General features: G+C 37.9%; 13 protein-coding genes and 5 pseudogenes. 2 read left to right on the top strand and 16 right to left on the bottom strand.

The features are described 5' to 3' along the window. Window positions 1–6: 6 nt before the first annotated feature. From F927_RS00875 to F927_RS00865, 3 genes and pseudogenes are all read right to left on the bottom strand, one after another. On the bottom strand, window positions 7–1,314 hold the full coding sequence (locus tag F927_RS00875; RefSeq protein WP_005080641.1) for a TolC family protein: 1,308 nt from the start codon (window positions 1,312–1,314) through the stop codon (window positions 7–9). A gap of 17 nt (window positions 1,315–1,331) precedes the next feature. Then, window positions 1,332–2,918: a GH3 family acyl-acid amido synthetase gene (locus F927_RS00870; protein WP_005080638.1), complete on the bottom strand. Its 1,587-nt coding sequence runs from the start codon at window positions 2,916–2,918 to the stop codon at window positions 1,332–1,334. Further along, window positions 2,915–3,358, bottom strand: a pseudogene (locus tag F927_RS00865) (hypothetical protein); the annotation flags it as partial. The gene F927_RS00870 and the pseudogene F927_RS00865, both read right to left, overlap by 4 nt. A 55-nt stretch (window positions 3,359–3,413) precedes the next feature. Here F927_RS00865 and F927_RS00860 point away from each other — a divergent pair. After that, window positions 3,414–4,439 (top strand): IS30-like element ISAba125 family transposase, encoded by a 1,026-nt coding sequence (locus tag F927_RS00860; RefSeq protein WP_080631714.1) that lies wholly within the window; start codon window positions 3,414–3,416, stop codon window positions 4,437–4,439. Here F927_RS00860 and F927_RS00855 read toward each other — a convergent pair. From F927_RS00855 to F927_RS00845, 3 genes and pseudogenes are all read right to left on the bottom strand, one after another. Then, window positions 4,440–4,826, bottom strand: a pseudogene (locus F927_RS00855) (hypothetical protein); the annotation flags it as partial. Window positions 4,827–4,951: 125 nt separating this feature from the next. Beyond that, window positions 4,952–6,499, bottom strand: a complete 1,548-nt coding sequence (locus F927_RS00850) for a DHA2 family efflux MFS transporter permease subunit (RefSeq protein ID WP_005080630.1) — start codon at window positions 6,497–6,499, stop codon at window positions 4,952–4,954. Window positions 6,500–6,524: 25 nt separating this feature from the next. Further along, window positions 6,525–7,592: an HlyD family secretion protein gene (locus tag F927_RS00845; RefSeq protein WP_005080628.1), complete on the bottom strand. Its 1,068-nt coding sequence runs from the start codon at window positions 7,590–7,592 to the stop codon at window positions 6,525–6,527. Window positions 7,593–8,273: 681 nt separating this feature from the next. On the opposite strand from F927_RS00845, the gene F927_RS00840 reads away from it, so the two are divergent. Then, complete coding sequence (locus tag F927_RS00840) at window positions 8,274–9,149, top strand: bile acid:sodium symporter family protein (protein WP_005080626.1); 876 nt, start codon at window positions 8,274–8,276, stop codon at window positions 9,147–9,149. A 62-nt stretch (window positions 9,150–9,211) separates the two neighbouring features. Here the strand turns inward: F927_RS00840 and F927_RS00835 are convergent, their stop codons facing one another. The 10 genes and pseudogenes from F927_RS00835 to atzF form a co-directional block, all read right to left on the bottom strand. Next, the gene (locus tag F927_RS00835; protein WP_005080623.1) at window positions 9,212–10,213 is read right to left on the bottom strand and encodes a 2-dehydropantoate 2-reductase; all 1,002 of its coding nucleotides are present in this window, start codon (window positions 10,211–10,213) and stop codon (window positions 9,212–9,214) included. Between the two features lie 147 nt (window positions 10,214–10,360). Further along, window positions 10,361–10,939, bottom strand: a pseudogene (locus F927_RS00830) (DJ-1/PfpI family protein); the annotation flags it as partial. 41 nt (window positions 10,940–10,980) lie between these two features. Continuing rightward, window positions 10,981–12,146 (bottom strand): IS3 family transposase gene (locus tag F927_RS00825; protein WP_100223926.1). Its coding sequence is split into 2 segments (ribosomal slippage): window positions 10,981–11,888 and window positions 11,888–12,146, totalling 1,167 coding nucleotides; the frame shifts between segments, so codons are not numbered across the junction. A gap of 67 nt (window positions 12,147–12,213) precedes the next feature. Further along, window positions 12,214–12,516: pseudogene (locus F927_RS00815) on the bottom strand (glyoxalase III HchA); the annotation flags it as partial. A gap of 106 nt (window positions 12,517–12,622) precedes the next feature. Further along, window positions 12,623–13,627, bottom strand: coding sequence for an NAD(P)H-quinone oxidoreductase (locus F927_RS00810; protein ID WP_005080612.1), 1,005 nt, complete (start codon window positions 13,625–13,627; stop codon window positions 12,623–12,625). A gap of 7 nt (window positions 13,628–13,634) precedes the next feature. Next, the gene (locus tag F927_RS00805; protein ID WP_005080609.1) at window positions 13,635–14,510 is read right to left on the bottom strand and encodes an AraC family transcriptional regulator; all 876 of its coding nucleotides are present in this window, start codon (window positions 14,508–14,510) and stop codon (window positions 13,635–13,637) included. Window positions 14,511–14,681: 171 nt separating this feature from the next. Continuing rightward, window positions 14,682–14,986 (bottom strand): annotated as a pseudogene (locus F927_RS00800) (hypothetical protein). Window positions 14,987–15,018: 32 nt separating this feature from the next. Next, window positions 15,019–15,714, bottom strand: coding sequence for a GntR family transcriptional regulator (locus F927_RS00795; protein ID WP_004639207.1), 696 nt, complete (start codon window positions 15,712–15,714; stop codon window positions 15,019–15,021). A gap of 11 nt (window positions 15,715–15,725) precedes the next feature. Beyond that, window positions 15,726–19,331, bottom strand: a complete 3,606-nt coding sequence (uca, locus tag F927_RS00790) for an urea carboxylase (RefSeq protein WP_005080605.1) — start codon at window positions 19,329–19,331, stop codon at window positions 15,726–15,728. 16 nt (window positions 19,332–19,347) lie between these two features. Beyond that, entirely contained in the window at window positions 19,348–21,174 is a 1,827-nt protein-coding gene (gene atzF, locus F927_RS00785; RefSeq protein ID WP_005080602.1) for an allophanate hydrolase, read from the bottom strand. Between the last annotated feature and the right edge of the window lie 180 nt (window positions 21,175–21,354).

Below are 21,354 nucleotides of genomic sequence, written 5' to 3'. Positions count from 1 at the left end.
TTTCCCCTATTTATGATGTTGCGTTGTGATCAATTGATTTAACTCACCCATTTGATCTAATAACTGATAAACAAAAACGATCTCATCTTGCTCATTCACTGTTTTTTGTGTTTTCACATCCAGTAGTTTTTGTTCGGTATTAAGTAAATCAAAAGTCGTTTTTGTGCCCAATTCAAATTCCTTCCGGGTATATAACAATGCGATTTCTGCTGCATCGATAGCATTTTGAAGTGCATTTTTATTTTGCCGAACACTTAAAAGCTGGGCATAGGTGGTTTGTACACGTTGGTTTAAATCCAGCTCTAAACTTCTAATCTTCTGATGACTCAAATCCACATCCGTCTGGGCTTTGCGTACATTCGCACGATTTACTCCATCATCAAATAAAGGGACATTTAACTGTACTCCAACCATATAGTTATTACTTTCAGAGCCGATATAACTGGCCTCTTCTTGCTTACCTGCACGACTGGTTAACATCACAGTCGGCCATAACTCCCTTTTGCTAAGCGCAAATTGTTGTTCAGCTGCTTGCTTCTCATATTTAGCTTGGATCAGTGCAGGGTGATTTTTTGTTTTAGCTAAGATCTCATCTAAACTCAACGTAATCATGGGTAGCTGATCAACTTTAGCCAAATGTTCTGGGTAAATACCCGTAATCTGATAAAATTGCGCCTCACTGATACTGAGATTTGATTGTGCCTGAGTCACATCGGCTTGTCCTTGCGCAACTTGTGCCAAGACTTGAGCCAAATCTGCACGTGTGATCATACCAACATCAAACCTACGTTGTGATTCGAATAGCGAACGCTGCAAGTTTGTGAGTGTTTTCTTTCTCAAATCTAGAATGGCTTTTTTCTTCAATACATCGGTATAAACCATCACTGTATTTAAGATCGTTTCTGATCGACGGTCTGAAAAAGCCTGATGCTGAGCAGCGACTTGACTTTTAGCGACGTCTACACCTAAACGATGCCGACCTGAAGTATAAATCGGGTAATCTAATTGAAGTTGTAGGCTACGCCCTCGCCGATTACCTTCAGTGGGAAATAACACTGTTTCAGGTGTTTCGATTCTTTCATAGTCCAACTGACCAACTAAATTGATTTTTAGACCATCTCGTTGCTTCGCTTGCTCTAACATAGCGGTGGAACGATTTACATCTAAACGACTTAGTTCTAGACGACTTTCATATTTTAAACTGGCACTCAATGCCTGATCTAAAGTCATGGCATTGAGAGGACTACTCATCACTAAAAAACTGGAAAGTATTAAATACTGATATCGAGCAATTCGATGCCCCAATTGCATCATCCTATTCATCCTTTGTTTCATAGCTGCGCTAAACTATTCAAGCTAATCTTTTTCAAAGGTTCAGGCTTAATATTGCCTTCAATAATACCGTCATACATCACAAGTTTTTTGTAAGCATCCCAACCATTTTCTGCTTTTCGAATTTGCGGTTGATCCAGCTGCCCTAGATTACGAGCAAGTTCATAATGGAAATTCTGACGTAAGATCTGGTCAATATATTCATGATCAATCTGATGATGAATATCACCTTCAAATAAGACACAATAAAAAGGTTTTGTTTGTTGTTGTGTATCAATCGCCAGTAAAGAGATTGCTTTCGATTGCGTTTGATTAAGATGAGATAAAAGTTGTTGGGCAGTTTCAGGTGCTAGTTTCTCACCCACGAGATCAACACCAAAACGACGACCCAAAAACTCAAAACACGGTACTTGTTCTAAAAAGCCTGTGACACGAATGCAATCATCGAGACAATATCTTAATAAGCCATTACCAGAACTTATGATTGGGCTAACAATATCACCTTGTTTGAGCTTCCATGAAGGTACAATTTGACCACGTTGCTCTCCCTCTAAATATTCAAACTCATAAAAATGACTTTGATAAGCAAGTGGGTATTGATCCTGATAGGGTATCGTTACAACGCCTTCGGTTGCCCATAAACCTTTACCTTCAAATTGTACAAAAGGTAATCTTGCTTTTAAGGCGTCCGCCCATGCTTTTGAACCTGCTGTATCCCAGCTAGACACTAAACTTAAGCGTGGCCATAATTTTTTAAAGTCAATCTGTCCATCAACCATACTCATGCTCAGACACTCAGCACTATATCGACAGTAGGGTGCTTTTACTTGTTGTAAAGATACAGCTCGACCTCCCCAAGACCCCGTAGCTAATACAGCCATCACCTCCTTATGCATATTTTGCAAACGATCAAGAAGTTGCAATGCAAATGTTGGGCTCCATACAGAGATCATTGCGAGATTACGATTTGCGACGAGATAACAAATCGTGGCAAATAAAGCATCATCTGCATTTGAGGCAAATGCAACATTACTGGGAACTGCCTGCGTAAATTTAGATAAAATCCGTTTCCCAAATCCTAGCAATGCGCTGTCATCATTTAAGTTTTTATCTTTTAAAATCTCTCTTTGGCTTTCAGGTAACCACGAAACGGACCAATAATGTGTTCCTAGTTGGAGTTGTGGACATTTTCGATATAAGCTCGCCAACCACGTTGCAACCGCTTGATCCAACTCATCCAAAAATTGTTGAGTGTATGGAATAAATTTTATCTGTTCACTAGAGCCACTCGTCGGTTGAAAACGAATTAATTTACTATTTGAAAGTACACGTTTTTCTTCTCGATATAGGTGGATATCTTCTCGCCATGCGCTATAACGAGTTGGCATAAAGGCATTTACGAACTGCTCATAATTCACAACTCGATTTTCAATAGCTAAAGTTGAAGATTGTAAAATAGCGCTGAGAATTTTACGTTGGGTAACCTCTAGTTGATTGGCGTTTTTTTTAAACTTTCTATCGGTCGTATTACACCACTGCTTCAAAATAAAATGTGATCCTGAGCTTAGCCATTGTTCGTATCTCATTTTGAAACTCCAGTTTGGATATTTTGTTTTGTAATAATTGCCTCGCAACGTCCTTTACTTATCGGCTTGGATATTAACTTTACTGGGAAGCGAGCTAAATCTTTCCAACCTAACCTTCCTATACAGGGTAATTCAGTCCCTGCTGTCCATGTGGGATTAAGCTGCTCAAAAAATTCAATTTTGGGATTTTTTGTTCTCATCTCATCGGTAATTGGTGCAACTTCACCTTTTAAAGGCTGATAATCCTCACCAAAGTTTAATAATCCAATATCTTTATCATAATACTCACTAAAGAAATTCTCACAATAATGATCGACAACTGCTGCAAGGTGCTGATTATCATCTTGCATATTTGGATAATATACATAATAGTTATTGGCTAATAATAAGTAAGTTTTATAACCTTTTGATATCAATAACCAATACAACTCATTAAATGGGGGCAGAGTAAAACTTGAAGTGCGACATAAACCACCTAATTAATTTAAAGGGTTTATGGAGTATATAAAATTGTCATACCATCATCTTAACTTTGAAGATCGTACTGCATTAATGCTTGAGTCAAGAAAAGAAGGCTTTTCAGCCAGAAAATTTGCTGAACTCATTAAAAGACATCCTAGTACGATCTATCGTGAGCTTAAAAGAAATAGCATCAATGACGTTTATCAAGCTCAATATGCTTCTGATAACACCTTCGCTAGACGTAGACGTGGTCACAGAAAACTCAAAATCGTTTCAATCCTCTGGAAATTTATTGTTGAAGCGATCCGTTGTTTATGGTCTCCTCAGCAAATAGCAAAGCGTTTAAAGACATTTCCTGATTTGGATCAAACAATGAATGTAAGCCATACAACGATTTATTCAACGATACGAGCATTACCCAAGGGTGAGTTGAAAAAAGACTTATTATCCTGTCTACGTCATGAAAATAAAAAGCGAAAAGCTAACGGTGAACCTAAAAAAGATTCTATATTACAGGATATTAAAACTATTCATGAGCGCCCAGCCGAAGTTCAAGAAAGAAAAATACCGGGTCATTGGGAAGCTGATTTAATTAAAGGTAAAGACAATAAAAGTTCGATAGCAACACTTATTGAACGAAATACACGGCTCTGTATCTTGGCAACATTACCTGATGCAAAGGCAGAATCAGTGCGCAAGGCTTTAACTGAAGCTCTGAAATATTTACCTGCAGAACTGCGTAAAACGTTGACCTATGACCGTGGACGCGAGATGGCAGAACATAAAATACTTGAAGAAGATTTAGGCATAGATGTATATTTCTGTGACCCACATTCACCCTGGCAAAAAGGCACATGCGAAAATATGAATGGTTTAATTAGGCAATATTTACCTAAAGGGATTGATTTAAATCAGGCAGATCAGCATTATTTAAATCAAGTTGCCATGTCACTGAATACTCGTCCTAGAAAAGCGTTAGATTGGCTTACACCATTAGAGAAATTTGCTCAGCTTGTTGATTATCATAAGGCTTTTGAAACTGTCGCACCTCATGTTTGAATTCGCCGGGTATTTAACCCTAAGTTTCATCATAAACTTCAACATTGCACTTTGTAGTGTTCTCGTTCCCCAATACTTCTTTTGAATAACCGTATCTCCACTGAATAAAACGGTATAATCTTTCCCTTCAAAATAAAAATGTTGAACTGCAACTGTAGAAAAACCAACGATCTCATGTGTTATCGAGCTAAATATTACAATCGCACCACTTTTCTTCTTAAAGTCATCAACAAAGATAGAAAATTTTGTATTTTCATAATATTGTTCATAAATTGAATACATCACTTTTAGTTGAACAATATCGATTTTCTCTTTTTCAACATATTTTCCATAGGTTGATTCTTTGTTGTTTAATTTAGAAATAAGTTTATATGTTGTCTTAATCATAAGATATAACCTTTAAAACTTATATAAGTATTTTCGTCCCCAAGACAACCTAATACTTATATAAATATTATTTTTATTTAAAATTTATTTTCCATCTTATGGAAATTTACCCTCTAATATATTTTTTAGACTTTCATTTTCTTCCCCCTATTCATGAAAAATGTGAGAAAGGCTGCAACAAATATAATAATTGCAAGCATACGCAGTAAATCATTAAAACTTGATGTCAATGCTTGATAATGAATGTCACGATAAATAATACTGAGTGCAATTTGTTGAGCATTTGCACCCACTTCTTGATATTGCGCGGTGAGTTGTTCTAAACGCTCTACAAAAACCCAATTCTGTGGCGTCATATATTGATTTAATTCCGTGACATGTAATGCTGTTAGCCAATCTAGGGATGAGTTGATTAATGCAAGCCCCACGGCCCCACCAATATTCCGCATCAGGTTATAAATCCCACTGGCATCAGCAATTTTATTCAATGGCAATGTACTCATCGCGAGATGTGAAACCACAATCAAACAAATCATCAGGCCGATACCACGATATATTTGCGGCCAAAACATAAAGTCATAATCACTGTGAATACTTAAATGTGAGTTTAGCCATACACCAAATCCCGCCATAATCATCCCAACGAAAACAGTTTTTCTGGTATCGAAATTTGGAATCAACCATGCTAAAAACGGAGCAAAACAGAACATCACCACACCTGTGACCATCATGATATGTCCAATTTGGCTGCTATTCATTTCTCGTACTTGTCCGAGAAAAACGGGGATCATGTATCCCAAACCGTATAACGCCATACCGATCACAAAAGTGATAATGGCACTTAGGGTAAAATTCTTATTTTTAAAAACACTCAAGTCCAACAATGGCTTAGGTTGTGTGAAGCTTCGATAGAAAAATATCAATCCCCCTGCAATACAAATCAAAAATGCAGTGCGGACACCTGTATCAACTAACCATTCGTGTCTGGCGCCTTCGTCGAGGAAATATTCCAAACCGCCCAAAAACATTGCCATAGCAATAAGGCTGATCCAGTCCATTTTTTTCAGTAAGCTATGATCTGCGCGATCAATGTCTGGTCCTGAAAAAATAATCGTTGCAATGATGATTCCAGGAATAATATTGATCAGGAACATCCAGTGCCATGAAAAACTATTTGTTAACCAACCACCAACAGTGGGCCCAATCGCAGGTCCTAAGGTGCTAATCATGCCAAACAAAACCAAAGGCAATGCACGTCTAGCTTCAGGAAATAGTAAATAAAGCGCTGTCATTGAGGTTGGAATCATACCGCCCCCCATAAACCCTTGTATGGCACGAAATACAAGTAAACTTTCAAGATTCCATGCCATTGCACAAAGTAGAGAACTAATCGTGAATCCAACTGCACAAATCGTGTAATAAATCCTTGTCGATAAAACTCTCGAGATAATGCTAGACATCGGAATCGCAATAATTTCAGCAATCAAATACACCGTTTGAACCCAAGTGACTTCATAACGGCTTGCGCTCATTCCTGCTTGAACTTCATTTAAAGAACTCGCAACAATTTGAATGTCTAAAATCGCCATAAAATTGCCAAAAATCATGGCTATAAAAATGACCCACGCGACTTTAGTCGGGAATTTCCATTCCTCATTTAGACGCTTATCCATGTTTAAGTCCCTAAAATCGCAATGCTTAAGTTTTTAAATTGACCTTGGCTTTAACAGACATACCGGGCTTGATAAGCTCAATATGGGGACTTGGATCAATTGCAATTCGAACAGGAATTCGTTGAACAACTTTATTAAAGTTCCCTGTTGCATTGTCGGGGGGCATAAGCGAAAAGGTTGCTCCTGATGCAGGAGAAAAGCTTTCAATTTTTCCTGTATAAGTTAGGCTTGGATAAGCATCTAACTTTAAGGAAACCGTTTGCCCGATATGCATTTTTTGGATTTGTGTTTCTTTAAAGTTTGCTTGTACATATAAACTATTATCAGGAATAATCGCCATTAAGCGAGTTTGTGGACTTACACGAGAGCCCTTTTGTATTGCCAAACTACCTACTTTGCCAGTTACAGGACTTATAATCCTTGCTGATGCTAAATCTATTTGATAAAGGTCTAAACTCGCCTTTGCATTTTGAATATCAGCCAGTAATTGTGCGCGACTCGCTTTTAAACTACCAAACTGAGCTTCTGCTGCATTTACACCTGCTGATGCACGACTAAGTTGAGCCTGTGCCGATAAATATTGGGATTGAATATTTTCAAAATTTTGTCGCGTAATCACGCCATCCTTTAATAAATCTTGATAACGTAGAAAATCTTTTTTTAGACGTGATAAATCTGCTTGAGCAGCAAGCACACCACTATTTGCTTCGTGAATTGAAGATTGTGCTGATTTTTCATTTTGTTCTTGAACGGCCAGTGCCGCTTCTTTTAATGTAACTAATGATTTTGCTTGATTAAGTCTCGCTTGATAATCACGTTGATCTAGTACTGCTAACGTCTCACCTTTTTTGACAAATTGGTTGTCATTAATAACCAACTCAACCACTTCACCTGTGACTTTTGGCATTACCCAAGTGAGATCAGCTTGAACATAGGCATTATCTGTAGATTGATAGAATCGAAATATAAAAAAGTAGTACATCACCCCAATCAATAGAAATAGCGAAAGTAGCGAAAATACGATCCAAGTGATTTTTTGTTTCTTATGGACTTTAACTTCTGGCTCTACTTCTACACGCGCTATAGTATCCATATTTTATTCCGCATTTTGTAATATAAATTCTTTTATTTCGTTCTAAAGATTTCTACAACTTTCACTTATTCAAGCTGAGTAAATGGTTATAGGCATCAAATTGGCGGGAATTATCAATCTCGATGTAATTTGCTGTCATTGACCATAATTTCAATACACTTGTGCATTTAAGCCAATTACTTTTGATGAATTTATATGAAAACGATAATTATTTACCAAATTAAATCCATGTAAATTTTCCCGCTTAAAACTAATATATCTATATGTTATAAAACAATATTTTTTATTATTTTTTATTAGGATACTTGGGGGCTACCACTCTTTCAGAAAGCACAAGCACTCATAATCACATACAGAACTGTACGCATTATTTATGGTTGTAGAAATGTAACCAAACCTCTTAAATGAACGCCAAGTCTAAATGTAGTGGATTAAATTTTTATAAATTTGTCGTAAAGTAGACAAAGTCCGATAGAAAAATGCGTAGTATTAATAAGTGAAAAGATTTAGTAAAAATAACTAAATTCACATGCATATCGTATTGGTTTTTGAGATATGTTGTTTTCGTCGTGTCTGCTTTCCCAAGAGCCATAAGAAATCAAAGGATTCGATTTCTTATCTGACACGATGAAACAACATTTACTCATACAAAATAATATTTATTAAACGGAAGAAACAGATATGGATTCAGGGTTGATTACACTTTTTTTACCGATTGCCTTAGCAATAGTTATGGCGGGGCTTGGTTTAGAATTAACATTAAAAGATTTTGCTAGGATTAGTAAGCATCCAAAAGTTGTCTTTATCGCTTTATTCTGTCAGTTGTTTCTATTGGTTGGGATTGCTTTTTTAATCTGTAAAATTTTAGCCTTACCACCATTGTTAGCTGTTGGTTTAATGCTACTCGCAGCCTCCCCTGGAGGAACAACTGCAAACTTATTTAGCTATTTATATAAGGGTGACATTGCGCTCAATATTAGTTTAACAGCGATTAATGCTGTGCTAGCAGCCGTATTCCTTCCTTTTATTGTCAATTTTTCTATTCTTCATTTTATGAATGAAGGTCAGCAAGTTGGTTTGCAGTTTTCAAAAGTGATGCAGGTGTTTTTAATTATTTTGGTGCCTGTTGGTATCGGGATGTTAATTCGTCATTATGCACCTCATTTTGCTGAAAAGCTTAACCGTCCAGTACGTATTTTTGCTGTGATCTTTCTCGTAATCATTATTCTAGGTGCAATTATTACTGAGCGCGAGAACCTAATGAATTACATTGGGCAAATTGGCTTGGCTACCGCACTTTTCTGTGCAATTAGTTTAATGGTTGGTTATTTCGTACCACGAATGTTTGGTATCAGTTCATATCAAGCACGTGCATGTGCATTTGAAATCGGTATCCATAATAGTACGCTGGCAATGACTATTGCACTAACAGTTATGGCAAGTACCACCATCGCAATGCCTGCTGCTGTATATTCGATCTTCATGTATATTTTTGCGACGATTTTTGGAATTTGGGTAACAAGATTCGGACCACAAGAGACAACAAAAGCAGTCTAATCTAAATTTCTTATCGAAAAGCGTATAGCGATGCTATACGCTTTTTTTTATGGAGAATCGAATCAGAATTGCATTAGCTGTACTTTAAGTTTTGATCCAGACCATGCTTTCGGCTCTGATTCTGCTTGTTTTACCAGCTCAATTAGTTTCTGGTTAATTGGTGCTGTCAAATTCAATTGGCTCGCTAAATTAACAACTTCACCATTGATCCAATCGATTTCAGTTTTTCTTCCAGCCATAAGATCATCAGCCATCGAAGAACGTGCAAGTGGATCAATCGCGAGCATTTTCTTACTTATAATCTTAAATATAGGATTGGGTAGTTTTAAAATTTTAGGAATAAATTGTGCTGGAATTGGGGTCAGTTTTGCTGGTTTAATTTTGGCTATTTTTAATAAATTTAAGGTTTCTAATTGGGCAAGTGCTAAACATTGACGATATTCTCGAATAGATAATTCTTGCTTCAGTGGAAGCTGTGAGAGTGCATTAATTGAATTATTTAAGTTCAACAATAATTTTGCCCATTGCACAGCTTGCATATCCTGTTCTAACTGAATTTCTAGCTTTGCTTTTTTAAATGCATGCACGAGTTCAGCTAATTGCTCATGGCTTTTTACATACAAAGCACCATCTGTTCCTTGGTGGAATCGACCACTCCCCAAAGCTGCGACATTAAAAGGTACCATTCCTTCGAGTATAGTGTGGTCTGTTAAAATTCGTTTTAGAATTCCCACATTACTTAAGCCATTTTGAAAACTAATAATAATGGTCTTTTTCTTTAAAATATCTTTTAATTCACGGGCTACTTGTTCAGTAGATGCTGATTTTACGCAAACCAAGACAATATCTGCATGAGCTGCTGTATTGGGATCAATGCTGATTTGTAATTGATTTGCAGAAATGGTTTGCTTGAATCCTGTGTAATCTGAAACAGTTAAACCGTAAGTTTGAAGTTCTTGCTGAACTCTAGGACGAACAATAAAATCTATGTCATAGCCAGCAGCAACCAGCCTACCACCAAGATAGCATCCAATACTACCTGCACCATAAATACATATTTTCATTGATGATCTCTAAATATCTGATTGTCTCTTGCTACTTTTCTAACATAATCAATATTGCGGAGACGATTTGTCAGCTAGCTTACAGATTTTAAATTTTGCTCAAGAAAAAGCCCAATATTGAATTGGGCTTTGAACTTATAAAATAACTTATGCGTTAAGGCTTGGATCAGCTAATAAAGTTTCAGCAGCAAGTTTACCCAAATTATTAGAGGCTAAGGGACTATCACCCGTTAACAGTTTTCGATCTTGATGAACTTGCCCAGTAATTCCTTTATTTAAGATTTCTACACCAAGTTTTTCTAAATTTTCACCGACGAGCCACGGCAATTGTCCTGGCATATATCCAATATCAATATTGGCACCTTTATCTAATGAATCTGGGAAAACACAAACTTGATAACCTTTAAAAATGTAGTCATTTGGATTTTCATCTACAGCGGCTGCCAATAAAGAAGCTGGACCATGACATAAGGTAATCACATATTTGTCATTATCCACTGCCCATTTTAATAAAGCCTTAACTTCTTTACTCTCAGGAATTTTAGCCAAAACCCCATGCCCACCTGGAATGAAAATACCAGCATATGGTGAATCAGAACTTAAAGCTTGATCTAAAATATCAGCTAATTTAAGTGGAGATTTAAGTTGTTTTTCGTACTTATGATAGGTATCCAAAACCACTTGCTCTTCTTTTGGCATCGCCCACATTTCAAGTTTGACTGGATTGATGTGTGCTGAATTAGCAGGAGACTTTCACTTGGGAGATTCTAGGCAGCTAACCGATAAAAGTCTTCTGCCATTTGATTTGGTGTCTTAAAATCCAAGCCTTTTTGAATTCTTCGCTGATTATAAAATAACTCTATATATTTTGTAATATCCGCTTTGGCTTCTTCCCTTGTTTTGTAGTTGCGATGATGGACTAGTTCATTTTTGAGTATGCCCCAGAAACTCTCTATCGGTGCATTATCGAAGCAGTCGCCTTTTTTGCTCATTGAACCCTGAAAATCAAATTTCTCAAGTAAGTTTCGATATTCATTACTGCAATATTGGCTGCCTCTGTCTGAATGTACAATGAGATCTTTAGCAGGTTTCTGATTGCGAATAGCCATATTCAATGCATCACAAACAAGCTTGGCTGTCATGCGCTCATTTAAGCTATAGCCAACAACCTGTTTCGTGTAAAGATCTTTGACAGCTGCCAAGTACAACCAGCCCTCAGCCGTCCAAATGTAGGTAATGTCACTCGACCACGCAAGATTAGGCTTCGTCATTGAAAACTGTTGCTTGAGTAAATTGTCATAAATAGAACGGTTGTGATCACTGTCCGTGGTTCTTTTGAAACGCTTATGGCGCTTACAATACAACTGATTTGATTTTTTTATTTGGCGCACAGCATACATACTTATTTTGATACTTTGCGCTTGTAAATGCTTGGTTAATCGAACATAGCCATAGCTTTGTTTGGTTTCTTCATGGGCTATTTTGACCAAAATTGTCTGCTGATTTCGCTGAATTGATCTTTTACTCATGCCTCGCTTTAGCCAATCATAAAAGCGAGAAACGGATACACGAAGTAATCGAGCCATTAAAATAATCGGAAATAAGTGGCTTTGCGATTTCATATAGGCGTACCTCACTGACTTTCTTTGGCAAAGTACGCTGCTGCCTTTTTTAAAAATTCACGTTCCATTTCAGCTGTTTTGAGCTGTTGTTTAAGCTTCTTATTTTCTTCGAGTAAGGCGTTTAGATCGGGCGAATACTGTTTTGTGCCTGCTAAAGTTCCAGCCTTTGCTTTGTTATTCCAGTTCGAAAGGGTTTGCATTGAAATGCCAAGTTGTCTAGCGGATTCCGATACATTACCTTGGTTCTCTTCAATGGCTTTTATGGCTTCAGCTTTAAATTCTGCGGTGTAAGTCTTCTGTTTCTTGCTCATGGTAAACTCCTAATGAGTATGTATAGTTTACCAAGTTAAACCCTCCTGTTTTTTAAGCACACATCAGATTGCCTGACAAGGTTGCAACATCAAAGGCAAAACCAGCATTGTCCAAATGGAACATTGGTAACAACATTTCTATTGGATGATTTCCTGTAGAAAAGAATTTCTCATTTTGCATCAAGATATAGCGCTCATCCGTAGCAATCATAAGAATCTTTTTATCGCCTTGATATGGATTTGGGTATGTAGTTCCGTAATAGTCAGTTTTAGGAGCCGTATACTGACTTAGAGAATAAGGTGATGGAAAAAATGCGTTATCTTCAGCTAAATCTGGGGTTGGGTTACGATCATCTATATTAGTTGTCATGTTCTAATTCCTCGTAGGATATGTTTGATTTACATATTGCTTTTCCAAGTGATCATTCTCAAGCTTGATGTATAAATAGGCATAGAATGGATACGATTAGGCACAATTACGATTTAATTTCGAGTACCACTTTTCCAATATGTTCACTGCTTTCCAGACATTGGTGTGCTGCAGCAACCTCTTCAAAAGCAAAAGTCTTATAAATAATCGGTTTACATTGACCTGTTTCGATTAGTGGCCAAACCAACTGCTCCAATTCTTGGGTAATTTTTGCTTTTTCATCATTGGTTCGAGCACGCATCGTTGAGCCAGTCACCACAGCGCGTTTGAGCATGAGTTCTTGAATATCAAAGCCATCTACTTTGCGACCACCCATAAATCCGATAATTACCAGTCGCCCATCTCTTTTTAGCAATCTCAGATTCTGATTAAAGTAAGCAGCACCAATAATATCCAAGATCACATCAACACCATGCTGATCTGTGCGTGACAAAATTTCTTGTTCAAAATCTTGCTTTTTATAATTAATAACCGTCGAAATTGAGCTTAATTTTTCTGCTTTTTCGTCGCTTCCCACTGTGGAAAAAGTTTGAATACCCATCGCATGACATAAGCTCAGCGCTGTAGAACCAATTCCACTTGCTCCTCCGTGAATCAGAACTGTTTCATTCTTTTTTAATTGTCCGATCTGAAATAGATTTGCCCATACTGTGAAATAAGTTTCTGGAATGGCTGCCGCTTCAACAAAACTAAGATTTTTTGGAATTTTTAAAGTTTGATTTGCTGGAACAGCACAGTATTCTGCATAACCTCCGCCGTTGGTCAGCGCACAGACTTTATCACCGACTTTAAATTTTTCTACTTTTGAACCGATTTGTGAAATGATGCCAGCAACTTCTAATCCTGGAATCTGCGTTACGCCTTTCGGCATCGGATACAACCCTTGTCGTTGCAAAATATCAGGGCGATTGATGCCTGTGGCATAGACTTCAATTAGTATTTCATCTTCTTTAATCTCAGGTTTTTCACCTTGTGTAACTTTTAAAACTTCAGGACCGCCAGCTTGAGTAATTTCGATATATTTCATTTGTTCGCTACTATTTTGATTCATGACTTACTCATTCCTTATCTATATTTACTTCAGTCTGATTAGGAGAAAAACCAAACTGCTTTTTAAATTCTCGACTAAATTGAGATGAGCTTTGATAACCAACAGCATAAGCTGCTTGAGCAACGCTTTGGTTTTCGTTTTGCAACATTTGTTTTGCCTTGTGCAACCGCGTAACTTTGAGATACTGCAAAGGTGAATGTAATGTGACTTGTTTGAATGCTTTATGAAATGCAGAAATACTCATATTGGCTTGCTCAGCAAGCATTTCCACTGTTAATTTCTCTGTAAAATGATGTTGAATATATTCACAAATCTTATAAATCGGTCGTAAATTTCCTTGAACCACTAATCCTTTTAAAGCATCTGCACCCGAATGTTGAATCACTCGATACAATAACTCTCGTTTAATTTGTTCACCTAAAATCAAGCTGTCTTGTTCTGAACCTAAAGTTTTTAATAGTCGTATCAACACATTAGAAATTGTTTGATCATATTGAATGACACTCATGCCTGTAGTGAGTGGTTTAAATTTATCATTTTCAAAATATGTTTTTGCTAATAACTCATTTACCGTATCCACCTCTAGTTTCATGCTCACCGCAATCATAGGTGACTCAGGGCTTGCAATCGTGTCACAATCAAATGGCATAGACACAGAGACGATAAGGCATTCACCTTGCTGAAATGCATAGGTTTCAGCTCCGATATAGCCACGTTTACTTCCTTGTAAAACAAAAACTAAGGTCGGTTCTTGCAGTACGGCTAGTGGTGGAGTGTTGTGATCTACACGCATCAAAGTGATGCCATCTATCGTGGTCGCAAAGAAGCCTTCTTTGGCAATAAGCTTTAGAAAAAGTGAGATTAGTATTTGGTCATTCATCATGTGTCATCTGATGATTTGAAATATGATTTTTATTATTAAATAGCAAAGAGATAAAAGATGTTAGTTTTATGCAGGATTAGGCATAGAAAAAAGAGTTTTGTGAAGTTTATGTTTCACTTCTCACGATATGACTAAATCATCCAAACTATTATCCATGACTCACTGAAATAATTATTTCTTATTATTGGAAAAGATTATTGAAAATAAGAATAGTAATGTTACAAATGCCCCTACACCTAAACTTACTAGAATAATTTCTAGGTTTATAAGTTCCCTAAACAAGCCATGCGCTCCCCAAGGACCCCTCTATTATCAGAACGACGCCCGACTAAAACAAGAATATAAAAAAACACACCTGAGATCAAAAAAATACTTACAGAAACCTTCCATAATTTAAATCTTGAAAGTAAAGCTATTAGAGCCATACCCACTATTGTAACAACAGATGCTATCAAAGCATATTTCCAGTTATCCATGAAAATCCCAAAGGTTCCACCATAACTTCATTCTAATAAAACTGACTCGAATCCAACATCTGTAAAGTAATTTTTTTTACTTCATCACGACTTTGCATGATATGTGCTTCAATCGCCTGAATAGCTTCATCTACTTTACGATTAAAAATATAACCCAGTATTTTCTGATGCTCCTGATAAGTCGCTTCAACGCGATAATCTTTAGAGAAGTCTAAGCGACGGATAATACGGATTCGCTCACTCAAATCACGATGAATTCTCGCCATTTCATTATTCCCAGAGGCACGAACTAAAGCGCAATGGAAATCCTCATCTTGTTGTGACAGTTGTTTAATATCTTTTAGATATTGATGAGGTTCAATCAACCATAAATCTTTTAATACAGATAATTCAACCGAGTTTTGATGATCCATCTGACAAAGTTTACGAATCGAATCTTTTTCTAATACGATCCGGACATCATAAAGTTCTTCATAATATCGAAAATTGAGCGGTCGGATTTGCCAACCGCTACGAAAACTCACATCAACATAACCCTCTTGTTGCAAACGATATAATGCTTGTCGGATTGGGGTGCGACTTACATCATAAGCTTTTGCAACTTCAGATTCAGTGAAACGTTCACCTGGCATCAGTTTGAAATCAAAGATATCATTCTTGATGCGTTGGTAAACCAGCTCAGACAAATTGTCTGAGCTTTTTGTTGTTTTTATTTTGGTTTCTTTCATGCAACCTTGCCTTATTCCATATAAACCAGTGGTTCACCACTATGTACGGTTTGCCCTGCTCTACAAATAATGGCTTTTACAATGCCATCTTCTTCTGCATAAACAGGAAGTTCCATTTTCATTGCTTCAATAATAGCAACAGTTTCGCCTTTTTTAACCTCTTGACCATGTTCAACAAAAATTTTCCAGATATTACCTGTCATCGATGCATTCAATGATGCTAAATGACTGTAATCAGCATGGTTATTTTCTTGAATCTGTTCTTCAGGTTGAGCTGCAAACTCCTCTTTCCAGCGATCAACTTCATAAGTAAATGCTTGTTGTTGCTTAGCTCTAAACTCAGCAATACTTTCAGCTTCATCATCTAAGAATTGTACATAATCCGCATAATCGAATTCAGTTTCTTCAATCTTGATCTCAGCACGACCATTTTCAAAGTCAGCACGCCATTGATTCAATTCCTCTTCCGTCACTTCAAAATATTTGATTTGATCAAAGAATTGTAAGAACCATTGCTTATCACCAAATTGTTTGTTTTTCTTAAACTTGTTCCAAATTGGTAAAGTACGCCCTATCAATTGATAACCGCCCGGTGAATCCATGCCGTAGATACACATGTACATACCACCAATCCCAACCGTTCCCTCTGCGGTAAAAGTACGAGCTGGATTATATTTAGAACTGAGTAAACGATGGCGTGGGTCAATTGGTACGGCACAAGGTGCTGTTAAATACACATCACCCAAGCCAAGAATTAAGTAGTTTGCATCAAAAATAATATCTTTGACTTCATTCCGATCTGCCAAGCCATTAATGCGTTGGATAAAATCAACGTTATTTGGCAACCACGGTGCTTTAGAGCAAACACTTTCTTGATAGCGTTCTACAGCTCCTAAAGTTGCACTATCTTCAAATGCCATCGGCAAATGTACGATACGAGATGGGATTTTTAATTGACTTAAATCTCCCATTTCTTCTTCAAGTTGAAGTAAGTGAGCAATCAACTGTGATTGTGGAGTCACTAAACCATCGTATTTAATCTGTAGTGAACGAACACCCGGTGACAACTCCAATACGCCTACAATTTTTGCATTACGGATCATTTGAATAAGTTGATGCACCCGTAAACGCAAAGCCAAATCTAAAACATTTTCGCCGTATTCTAAGAGAATATAACTATCACCTGCTTGGCGATACACTGTTTTTGGTGACAATTCAGTTGGTTCTCGTTGTGCCAAGATCGTACTGACAACCTCGTGAATTGGCTCAATCGTTTCTACAACCTTTCTTGCTTCCTCAAAGTTTTGGATATTTTCAATTTGCTGACGTTCAAGTTCATTGGCTTGTTCAACACTAATCGGATAAAAGCGAATTTTATCATCGGCTTTAAGTTGTCCCACTTTCCAAAGTTCTGCTTTGGCAATCGTTACAGGACAAACGAAACCGCCTAAACTTGGACCATCTTTTGCCAGAATCACAGGGAAATCGCCTGTGAAGTTAATTGCACCGATCGCATATTCACAGTCATGGACATTTGATGGATGTAAACCTGCTTCACCACCATTTTCTCTTGCCCAGCTTGGTGTTGGTCCTGATAAACGCACACCTAAACGATTTGAGTTAAAGTGAACTGTCCACTCTGATGCAAAAAATTCTTCTACATACTCAGGTTTAAAGAAATCTGGTGCGCCGTGCGGGCCATATAACACCGCAATTTCCCATACATTACTATATTCAGGAATCAATTCAGCCGATAACGCTTGAGGTTCATCATGTGCAAGTGGCAATTCTGCACTCGCAAATGCTGGATCAACCATTTTAATCATGTCACCGACACGTAAGGTACGACCTGCATGACCACCAAAATTACCAAGCGCAAAGGTAGAGCGACTGCCTAAATAAACAGGAACATCCAAACCATTTCGTACCGCTAAATAAGTACGGCAACCTGATTCAACTTGACCGATTTTTAGAATTTGTCCTGCTTTAACTTCTACAGGCGTCCAAAAATCAATTTCCTGATCATCTAACAACGCAATACAGCTCGCTCCCGCCAAAGCAATAATCGTATCTGTATGGAACTTTAATGTTGGTCCAACTAAGGTAAACTCAAAACCTGCGGCTTTAGCATCATTCCCAACAATACGATTGGCGAGCTGAAATGCATAGTCATCCATTGGGCCAGATGGCGGTACACCAATATCCCAGTAACCTGTACGACCCGGATAATCTTGAATTGAACTCAACGTCCCTGCTTGAACCACTTCAATCACGTTTGGCGTGTAGTTGAAATCATCCAACATTCTTGTCCAAATTTGCATAGATTCAAAACGCTGATCTGAAACGATGGCACGTGCATAATCCAAGTTTGTACTGATGCCATTTAGGCGTGTTTCAGCCAATACATTCTTTAATTTTTCAATAGCACTCGCACGATCATCAGCATGCACAATAATCTTGGCAATCATTGGGTCGAAGTATTGAGAAATCTCTGTGCCAGTTTTCACCCAAGTATCAACCCGAATCCCCTCTGGAAATGCGACCTCTGTCAGTACACCCGGACTTGGTTGGAAATTTTTCACAGGATCTTCGGCATAAACACGAACCTCAATCGCAGCACCTTTAGGCTGAATATTGCTGAGAAATGCCCAATCGAGTTCGTCACCCGCAGCCACTTTAAGCATGCATTCAATCAAGTCTAAACCCGTCACCATTTCAGTGACTGGATGCTCAACCTGTAAGCGTGTATTCACTTCAAGAAAATAAAACTCATCTCGATTGGCATCGTAGATAAACTCCACTGTTCCTGCACTACGATAATTAACGGATTTACCTAATTCCACTGCTGCTAGGTGCAATTTTTTTCGTGTCGCTTCAGGTAAATTTGCCGCTGGAGTTTCCTCTACCACTTTCTGGTTACGACGTTGCAAAGAGCAATCACGCTCACCAAAGGCAACGACTTGCCCTTTTCCATCACCAAAAATTTGCACTTCAACATGACGAGCTTTATCAATAAAACACTCGATAAATACGCCTGCATCCTTGAAAAACTGCTCGCCCAAACGTTTTACACTTTCGTAAGCATCAGTCAAGGCTTGTGGTGTATCACAACGAGTTAAACCAATACCACCACCGCCGGCAGTACTTTTCAGCATAATTGGATAGCCAATACGATCCGCCGCAGTAAGAGCTTCTTCTAAGCTGTTCAGCAATCCTGTTCCCGGAGTCATCGGTACATTAGCATCCGCAGCCAATTCACGAGCACGGTGTTTTAAACCAAATTCTAAAATTTGCTCGGCTGTAGGCCCCATAAAGGCAATGTTATTTTCCTCACAGGCACGGGAAAAATCAGCACTTTCAGAAAGAAAGCCATACCCCGGGAAGATTGCCTCAGCGCCAGTTTGTTTAGCTGCCTGAATCAATTTTTCGATACTCAAATAAGTATCGGCTGGTTTTAAACCATCTAATGCAATTGCTATATCAGCATCTTCAACATGTTGCGCATAACGATCACTATCCGAATACACAGCAACACTGGTTACACCTAATTTTTTAAGTGTGCGAATCGCTCGAACAGCAATTTCACCACGGTTTGCAATAAGTACAGTTTTAAACATGATGATTTCCCCCCAATTAATTCGCTGTGTTTGCTGCTTGGCTGTTACGATGCTGGATATAGGCTCTCCATCCACCAAAATGACTAATATTCTCTGCATCATCTATGCCATAAGGTTCACAGATAAAACCTTTCACCCAACGTCCATCTTCTAACTCGACATTACCCATCCCTAAAGGCGTTGGAATTTCTGCCACAAATTCACCAAATCGAGCAGTAGGAACATCCCACAATTCAACAATGATGCTTTGTCCATTTTGCTGACGTGCTAAGCCGGGTTTCGGCGGAACTGTTCCATTCAAAGCATAAAGCGCATAGTTTTTAGAAGTTGTTGTGGTTTCGATGTGCACGGCATCACGTGTGGTGAGCTGAAAATTCAGCGGCATACCTGTCAAATGAGCACCGACGACTGCAACGCGAATATGATGTTGCGAAATAGGTGTAGCAGAACTTAAAGGCAGAGCTTTATCCAATGCTCCTAATTTCAGTGCAAGATAGTTTTGCCAAGCTTTACCGAAATGAACCAATGCCGCATCATGCCAAGCTGGTGCAATTAGAGTGATCCCAAATGGTAAATGATCAGCTCTAAATCCTGCTGGCAAAGCAAGCGCACTGAGATCAGCTAAATTGGTAAAATTGGTATATGTTCCCAAATGAGCGTTATATTCAATCGGATTTTGTTGAAGCTGCTCAATCGTGTAGATTGTAGGTGCAGTTGGAACAATTAAGGTGTCAAAATCAGCCAATCTTTGTTGGATTTTTCGAGCTAAATCTTGTTTTAAATATTCTGCATTGTAGGCATCCACCGCTGAATATTTTTCGCCGTTTTTAATAATTTCTAATACCGTTGGATCAAATGCATCAGGATTGGTTTGGATTAAATCTTCAACGGCTGCGGTACGTTCCGCCACCCAAGACCCTTGATAAAGTTGCGCTGCCAGTTGCTCAAAATCTGAAAAATCAATTTTAGTGATCTCAGCATTTAATGACTCAAGTAATTGGATTGTTTGCTGAAATGCTTTTTCAGCCTGTTCATCTCCAAAGAAATTTAGTTTTTCTGGAATGGCAAATTTTAATTTGCTAGAGAAATGCGCTGGCACATTCTTTGGATGCTTACGTGAATAACTATCTAATAGATCATAGGCTTCTAAAATATTTGCAACCAAGTCTGCATCTACAACAGTTAAAGCAAAGATCGAAATACAATCTAGACTTTTACATGCAGGCAATAAACCACGATTTGAAAACCGCCCTTTGGTTGGTTTTAACCCAACAATATTGTTAAACGCTGCGGGTACACGCCCTGAACCTGCGGTGTCTGTACCTAATGCAAATGGAACAAAACCACGAGCAACCACACTTGCTGAACCAGAACTTGATCCGCCACTGACATATTCAGGTTTAAAACTGTTTGTTACTGCACCAAAAGGTGAACGCGTTCCCACTAAACCCGTTGCAAACTGATCAAGGTTGGTTTTACCAACTACGATTGCTCCCGCTTGTTTTAACAAACGTACTGTTTCAGCATCTTCTGCTGCAACAGTAGTTAAAGCTTTACAAGCTGCGGTAGTTACAAACCCAGCAACATCAATATTATCTTTAACTGCAAATGGAACACCGTAGAGTGGAAATTGTTTTGCTAAACTTTCAGCTTCTTTAGTTAATTCATTGAGAACTTGAATTTGCTGTTCAATCTGTTCCACCGTCGCAATTGAAATCCACGCATTGTCTTGAGGATCAATTGATGCAACCAAATCTTTTAAAGTATCAAGTTGGATCTCATTTTTCGAATAAGCTATTTGCCACTCTGAAATTGTCCAACCTAAAGTTTTTATCTCATGCATTTTATGAATCCCATCTTGTATACAAGTTTGGATAAATAAATGCAGAAAGTGTGCCAATTAATTTTTTATGTAAAATTCAGTATATTGTCTTACATATTAGTATTATTAAAATTTAGAGATAAACTAATGGTGCTAAAAAAGCTTTGTTTTAATGCAGATGCTCCATAATTCAGCACAGTC

It is taken from the genome of Acinetobacter haemolyticus CIP 64.3 = MTCC 9819, assembly GCF_000369065.1.
GTDB classification, from domain to species: domain Bacteria; phylum Pseudomonadota; class Gammaproteobacteria; order Pseudomonadales; family Moraxellaceae; genus Acinetobacter; species Acinetobacter haemolyticus.
Note: the sequence above shows the minus strand (reverse complement) of the source record. Positions and strands in the feature narration are given on the sequence as shown.

Bases quoted from the DNA above. Each gene is read 5' to 3' on its own strand.
- F927_RS00875 (WP_005080641.1), bottom strand. From the start codon at position 1,314: ATGATGCAATTGGGGCATCGAATTGCTCGATATCAGTATTTAATACTT.
- F927_RS00850 (WP_005080630.1), bottom strand. From the start codon at position 6,499: ATGGATAAGCGTCTAAATGAGGAATGGAAATTCCCGACTAAAGTCGCG.
- F927_RS00835 (WP_005080623.1), bottom strand. From the start codon at position 10,213: ATGAAAATATGTATTTATGGTGCAGGTAGTATTGGATGCTATCTTGGT.
- uca (WP_005080605.1), bottom strand. From the start codon at position 19,331: ATGTTTAAAACTGTACTTATTGCAAACCGTGGTGAAATTGCTGTTCGA.
- F927_RS00870 (WP_005080638.1), bottom strand. From the start codon at position 2,918: ATGAGATACGAACAATGGCTAAGCTCAGGATCACATTTTATTTTGAAG.
- F927_RS00795 (WP_004639207.1), bottom strand. From the start codon at position 15,714: ATGAAAGAAACCAAAATAAAAACAACAAAAAGCTCAGACAATTTGTCT.
- F927_RS00840 (WP_005080626.1), top strand. From the start codon at position 8,274: ATGGATTCAGGGTTGATTACACTTTTTTTACCGATTGCCTTAGCAATA.
- F927_RS00805 (WP_005080609.1), bottom strand. From the start codon at position 14,510: ATGATGAATGACCAAATACTAATCTCACTTTTTCTAAAGCTTATTGCC.
- F927_RS00860 (WP_080631714.1), top strand. From the start codon at position 3,414: ATGGAGTATATAAAATTGTCATACCATCATCTTAACTTTGAAGATCGT.
- F927_RS00810 (WP_005080612.1), bottom strand. From the start codon at position 13,627: ATGAATCAAAATAGTAGCGAACAAATGAAATATATCGAAATTACTCAA.
- atzF (WP_005080602.1), bottom strand. From the start codon at position 21,174: ATGCATGAGATAAAAACTTTAGGTTGGACAATTTCAGAGTGGCAAATA.
- F927_RS00845 (WP_005080628.1), bottom strand. From the start codon at position 7,592: ATGGATACTATAGCGCGTGTAGAAGTAGAGCCAGAAGTTAAAGTCCAT.